Raw genomic sequence first — 4,082 nt, forward strand, 5'->3', positions numbered from 1 at the left:
AAAAAATCATTCAGAAAAACCATTGATTTTATTGAAGTTTTTATTTTATTTTTTTATAAAAATCAACGTTTTTTATCGACAAAGGCTAACGCCCTGCCTTATTCGGTATCAGAATGTGCTACCAGCAAAGCGAGTTTAGCACGCTAAACAAGGATGTTTGGAGAGGATTACTTGATTGGGAATAATTTTGTCAGAAATAAATCAGGGCTGGTGCGTTAACTCAAGTGGCAACGGTGGTCTAAATTCTCCCAAAAAAAGTTGAACATCTGAGTATAACGAAAATGCCCTTGAAAAGACAAGCATCATGGATGATACGAGTAACTATAAGTAGATCACATTTTGCACCATGTGTGAGTACTGGAGGATTTCGCATAAAATGCCTTGCTAAACGTCATCATCAGTTGCTTATTATATCCTCAAATCTTAAAACATCCGAAACCAAACTCCACCCCAAAAAAGTCTTTTTACCCTTAAAAAATCATTCAGAAAACTAATTGATTTTATTGAAGTTTTTATTTTTATAAAAATCAACAGCTTTTGTCTACAAAGGCTCATGCCGTGCCCTATTCGACATCAAAACATGTCATCGACAGTATAAGAGCTATTTTGATTGCTTTTTACTCAAACCAAATCATTGATGCCATTCTGCCAGTTCTGTTTTCACGGCGGTACGAAAAGAATTTATCTTGTTCAGTATAAGTGCAATAATCACCACCAAAAATTTGCGTTATTCCCATCATTTGTAAGCGCTGTTTAGCAATTAAATAAAGGTCGGCTAGGTACTTTTGTTCGGTAGGATTGATTAATTTGAACGCAAATTGTGCTTTTTTATCGACTTTTTCAAATTGCTGTTTGACTTCAATACCGACTTCAAACTTTTTGGCACTGATAGTAGGGCCTAACCAAGCAATGATATTTGCTGGCGAGCAGGCAAATTTCTTAACCGTTTCTTCTAATATACCATTACATAATCCTCGCCAACCTGCATGGGTTGCGGCGACTTCGTCACCATTTGTTGTGCAAAATAATACAGGCATACAGTCTGCTGTTAGTACTACACTAACTTGTTTGGGTTGATTAGTATATGACGCATCGGCTTCAAGTGTTTGATTCAAATCGATGTTAGCTGTTGGCGGTTGTAATGGCATTTGTGAGATATCAAGCACTGAGGTGCTGTGGGTTTGTATTAGCCAATGCGGTTCGCTAGGTATTTGTTCCTCTTGCATAATGCGACGGCGGTTTTCCGCAACATCTTCTACGTTATCCCCCGTTCGATCACCCATATTTAAACTTGCAAATGATGCTAAGCTAACACCGCCACTACGTGTTGTAGTAAAGGCACGAATATTTTTTGGCGCCGTCCAATATGGGTAAATCGATTTAATCATATTTATCACCAATCAAGTTCATCTTTATGTTGTTCAGTATCTTGTTGCAATGCTTGAATCAATTTTTGCATATCATCAGGAATAGGCGCATGCCATTCCATCAGTTCACCTGTAATTGGGTGGAATAATCGCAACATGGTAGCATGTAGTGCTTGCCTATCAAAATCACGAAGCATTTGAATAAATGAGTCGCTAGCACCTTTTGGCGGTCTAGGGCGCCCACCATAAAGAGGATCGCCAATTAATGGGTGCGCAATATGAGCCATATGAACTCGGATTTGATGGGTTCGCCCTGTTTCTAGTCTTAAGCGTAAGCGTGTGTGCAAGCGATATTTTTCCATCACTCGATAATGTGTAACAGCGGGTTTGCCAGTTGGAAAAACAGCCATGTGAGTTCGTTTAGTTGGATGACGTGTGATAGGCTGATCCACTGTGCCACCTGCGGTTATAATACCCATAGCAACAGCTTCGTATTCGCGCGTGATTTCGCGTAGTTGGAGCGCTTCAACTAAGTGCGTTTGAGCAGTAATAGTTTTAGCAACAACCATTAAGCCCGTGGTATCTTTATCAAGCCGATGCACTATCCCTGCGCGTGGCACTCGGGATATTTCTGGATAATGGTAGAGCAAGGCATTGAGCACTGTACCATTAGGGTTACCTGCGCCAGGATGTACCACTAAATCTCGAGGTTTGTTGATCACTAAAATATCGTCATCTTCATAAACTACATCGAGTTTTATATTTTCAGGTTGGTGATGGGTTTCTTCTTCAATTTCGGCATTGATTATTATTTTTTCACCACCCAGTACTCTTTCTTTGGGTTTATTGACGATCACATTGTTGACAGTGACTTTATTATTGACAATCCAATCTTTTATTCTAGATCGTGAGTAATCAGGGAAAAGTGCTGATAATGCTTGATCTAAGCGCATTCCTAGCTGGTTTTGTTCTATTTCAGTTGATAATTTTAACTCGTGCATGTGTAATTTATCTATTTTAAGCTGTTTTGTTTTAGAGTATTATATACCAATCATAGCTTTTAATGTTTAATTATATTTGGATTAAAACTGAATGAAATTGCGTTTACACTCTTTGTTAGCTATCGCTTTAAGTGGCATGTTAATTGGATGTACATCATCTAAACCTGATGTTGAAAATGTGCCTGAAATTGAGCTTCATAATAAAGCGAAATCAGATCTTGAAAATGGTAATATTAAATCCAGTATTGCTATATTAGAGGCTATGGACAAAAATTATCCATTTGGTCCTTATTCTCAACAAGTACAACTTGATTTAATTTATGCTTACTACAAGTCTGCCGATTTTCCGTTAGCGATTGCCTCAATCGACCGATTTTTAAAATTAAATCCAACTCACCCTAATGTAGATTGGATTATTTATATGCGTGGCATTTCAAATATGGCACAAGACGATAATATGATTCAAGGCTGGTTTAATGTTGATCGCTCAGACCGCGATGCAGATTATGCAGCTGCTGCATTTAAAGACTTTAATTACTTAGTATCTAGTTTTCCAAACAGCCACTATACTGCCGATGCACAAAAACGCCTTGTATTTTTGAAAAATAGATTAGCCCGCTATCAGTTGAAAATAGCGCAGTTCTATACTAAACGCGGTGCTTATGTAGCGGTAATTAATCGTGTGACAGATATGTTAACGATGTTCCCTGATACCGATTCGACTAAAAAAGCATTGCTATTAATGCGTAATGCTTATAATGAACTAGGCTTAGTAAACGAAACCCAAAAAGTTGATACACTGATCCAAGCAAATCTTCACAACATGCCGAAAGAAGAGCAACGTTCATTCTTATCATATTTTACTAGCATTTTTAATGGCGGTTAGATTTCCTCAATTTAAGATCCTGTCTTTGGATAATCTTGTATGGCTTTAATCGCTATTTAATTAAACTTAAATAGCGATTAATTCGTTTTATAGCCATTCTTTATGTCCAAACAATGATAGTTTAGATATTTATTTGTAGGAATTAACAGTTTTTTCAAACTTCATTTTTTAAAAAATATCACCACCATTTTACTAAATCACAATAAGTACTGCTAAATCTCAACTAATCACGAAACAGTATAGAATCCTGAATATTTTTAACAAAAAAATCACCTAAAAAGTGGATAGTATCATAGTTACTACACACCTAGAAAATTACTTTACCAGTTTCATTGCGTTATCTTCAATGGAAGTCATATTATTTAATGCCCCATGGGGTATTTACAAACTTTTCAGTAGTTCAAAGTGGAATACGCTTTATTCTAAAGTTAACTTTTCACTCACAATACATCGGATAAACACGTTTATTACCCTAAGTATAGCCAAACTTTCAAATATGATGAAAACATTACAGAAAACGTTAACGTAAATGTTTTCATCATATCGCTCAATGTCAAAGTAATCATTGAATCATCCAATAATTTAGGTTGATATTACAATAACAGCATTTCTCAAACTCATGTAAATAACGCAAGCAATGCCTAAAAATTATTGTACTGTCACTCATCCCTTTTTCTTTTAATTATTACCCAACTTCGCATTTCATCCAATGATTTTTGAATAATGTTATTGTGGCGAGAAATATCATACTGCTTTGCGCCAATAATCGATGAACATTTATTATGAGGATATAATACTGAACTATAATATAAAATTAGGTTTTCTTTC

Annotated in this window: 2 protein-coding genes and 1 pseudogene; 1 reads left to right on the forward strand and 2 read right to left on the reverse strand. The window is 36.0% G+C overall.

The annotated features are described in order from the left end of the window. Nucleotides 1-617: 617 nt before the first annotated feature. Together pgeF and rluD are read right to left on the reverse strand one after the other, a co-directional pair. The gene (pgeF, locus tag A9G42_RS09825; RefSeq protein ID WP_065653323.1) at nt 618-1,385 is read right to left on the reverse strand and encodes a peptidoglycan editing factor PgeF; all 768 of its coding nucleotides are present in this window, start codon (nt 1,383-1,385) and stop codon (nt 618-620) included. 8 nt (nt 1,386-1,393) lie between these two features. Beyond that, a complete protein-coding gene (rluD, locus tag A9G42_RS09830; protein ID WP_065653321.1) occupies nt 1,394-2,368 on the reverse strand; it encodes a 23S rRNA pseudouridine(1911/1915/1917) synthase RluD in 975 nt (324 codons plus the stop codon). A 91-nt stretch (nt 2,369-2,459) separates the two neighbouring features. Here rluD and bamD point away from each other — a divergent pair. After that, a pseudogene (gene bamD, locus A9G42_RS09835) lies at nt 2,460-3,182 on the forward strand (outer membrane protein assembly factor BamD); the annotation flags it as partial. Nucleotides 3,183-4,082: the final 900 nt, after the last annotated feature.

Origin of the sequence: Gilliamella sp. Nev6-6 (assembly GCF_001690605.1) — a bacterium.
Taxonomy (GTDB): Bacteria; Pseudomonadota; Gammaproteobacteria; order Enterobacterales; family Orbaceae; genus Gilliamella; species Gilliamella apicola_C.